The sequence below is a fragment of the Methylobacterium sp. BTF04 genome (genome assembly GCF_010692745.1).
Classification (GTDB): Bacteria; Pseudomonadota; Alphaproteobacteria; order Rhizobiales; family Beijerinckiaceae; genus Methylobacterium.
In genome coordinates this window covers 1-2,301 of the sequence record NZ_JAAHTB010000142.1, presented here as the reverse complement: position 1 = coordinate 2,301, position 2,301 = coordinate 1, and the positions used below count along the sequence as shown (strand labels likewise).

General features: G+C 58.2%; 1 protein-coding gene and 1 pseudogene. Both read left to right on the top strand.

The window, feature by feature from the left end; genetic code table 11:
- Nucleotides 1–58: 58 nt before the first annotated feature.
- Nucleotides 59–1,414 (top strand): annotated as a pseudogene (locus G3T14_RS23780) (ISL3 family transposase); the annotation flags it as partial.
- A gap of 513 nt (nt 1,415–1,927) precedes the next feature.
- Nucleotides 1,928–2,203: a hypothetical protein gene (locus tag G3T14_RS24865; protein WP_204263044.1), complete on the top strand. Its 276-nt coding sequence runs from the start codon at nt 1,928–1,930 to the stop codon at nt 2,201–2,203.
- Nucleotides 2,204–2,301: the final 98 nt, after the last annotated feature.

The following is a 2,301-nucleotide window of genomic DNA, read 5'->3' as shown; positions in this document are numbered from 1 at the left end:
CTCCGCTTGAATCACAACCTACTCAAATCAATCAATATGTTGCCGAACAGACACTTAGAGATCCCGCCGGCTGGCAGATGCCCAGCTTCGTACTGCGCTGGCGCTCGGTGCCACACCCGCCGCCCAGCTGCTGCCTCACCTGGCGATGCCCACCAGTGCCACGACGCTTCTGCGGGGTATCCGCAAATATCCGCTGCCGACCGGATCTAAACCGATCATCGTCGGTGTCGACGATTGGGCCCTGCGCAAGGGCCGAACCTGTGGCACCATCCTGGTCGACCTCGAACACCGCCGTCCTATCGACCTGCTACCGGATCGTTCGGCCGCGACGCTGGCGGTTCGACTCCGGAGCGAGCCACAGATCCAGATCGTGGCACGGGACCGCTCGACCGAATATGCGTGTGGAACCACCATGGGCGCGCCCGATGCCGTTCAAGTCGCAGACCGGTGGCACCTCCTGCTAAACATCCGGCAAATGGTCGAGCGCTGGCTCGCCCGCGTCCATCCGCGTCTGAAGCTGTTACCGGCCGTGGTCCCGTCATCGCCGTCGATCCAGCGCATCACGGCCTACCCACGCGGACCGTCCGAGATGCGCGCGCGGGCCGCTGCCCGCGGCCGATGGGAAGCGGCATACGATGACATGCGTCACCGCCATGCGAAGGGACAGTCGCTTCGGCGCATCAATCGCGAAACAGGGTTGGCCAGAGCCACGGTACGCAAGTACGCCTTCGCCGAGAGCTTCCCTCGGAACGGCGTGCGTGAGCCGAAGCCGAGCATGCTCGATCCTTGTCTTGGGCATCTTCATATCCGCGTCAACGAGGGCTGCGAGAACGCAGCGCAACTCTGGCGCGAGCTTCAGGATCTCGGCTTCGGTGGCACCTCGAAGCAGGTGCATCTCTGGTTGTCCCAGCGGCGCGCAGGCCCGGCCGGAACGACCCTCCGGTCGTCGCTAATACCGACCGACATGCGTGTTACTACCCCGCCCGCATCACCCCTGGCCTCGTCCAAGCAGCTATCCTGGCATCTCCTGCGTGAGCCCGAAGACCTCGATACCGAGGCTGCCGCAGTGGTCGCGCGCGTCCTGCAGGATACCGAGGCGGCCAAGGTCGACGATCTCGGCCGCCGGTTCTGCCAGATCGTCCGGAGCCGCTGTGGCCCGCAGTCGTCGGGAAGGTCGGATGTCACGGCGTTCAATGAATGGCTGGGCGATGCGCAAACCTGCGGCGTTCGCATCGTAGAGAACTTCTCTGCCAGCCTTGCTCAGGACGAAGACGCCGTCCGGGCTGCACTGACGCTGCCTTGGAGTGGTGGGTAGGCCGAAGGGCAGATCACGCGTCTCAAGCTCTTGAAGCGCGCTATGTACGGTCGCGCCGACCTCGATCTCCTCCGACGACGGTTCCTTCTCGCAGCCTAATCCACCAAACTTGGCGAAGAGCCAATTCAATGGGGGCGGATCAGTCGTGGAAATACTTCTTTTTGTAGTTATCAGATAGAACTCGTCCGGCAGACGATCTCCGTCGCTGATTTCGATTTTTGCGCCATTGTCAGAAGGATTGCTTCTTAAGCACAACGGCATATTTTTTCGGTGCTTTATAAAAACGCAAGCCTTTTTTAAAACACTATCCTTAATTCAATCCGGTGATCATCGAACATTTGCCAGTCTTACTGCCTGCTACGATGCTCTACATCTAAAATCATAAATAGTAAGGTATCAGACAATAATGCACGGCTTGACTCGGTCTCATCTGTCAAATTTTTCTTGCTGAGCCTACGAAACATCGGCCTGCCCCACGCCGTAACTCCTGGACGATTTTCAATTTGGCCCCGATCGCAATTCCATCCCGCGGTCCGACAACGCAACTTCTAGACGTTCATTCAATTTCGCCTAAATTCCTTTTTCACCCACCGATCAGCACCTAGGAAACATATGCAAGACCGTCCCGAAATCGCACAAATAATTGCCGAGTCTTTCGAGCAAGGCGCGGCGAAGGCTAAGGCAGGTGGTGCTAGCGACGTTGAGATTGCCCGCGCATTGATCGGAACCGGCCTCTCATGGTGGGGCAAAGCTGTCTCAGCTACGCAGCTTATCGAAGAATTAACTCGCTTAACTGCTGACTTAGCGGTTGCCGCGAACGTCGACCTAAGTAGAGATGAGTCGGATCCAAAAGCAAGGCGCACGTTGAAATTGGGCGGTATTACATAAGCAGTGGTCAGGGCGAGGGTACCATCCGTCAGATTTCGACCACTAGATGTTTGATCCCGGGGTTTGATGGTGCATTCTTCACGTCGGAGTGGAGGGAC

What these genes read in the sequence shown, in the direction of transcription:
- G3T14_RS24865 (WP_204263044.1), top strand. Translation starts at nt 1,928, where the DNA reads ATGCAAGACCGTCCCGAAATCGCACAAATAATTGCCGAGTCTTTCGAG.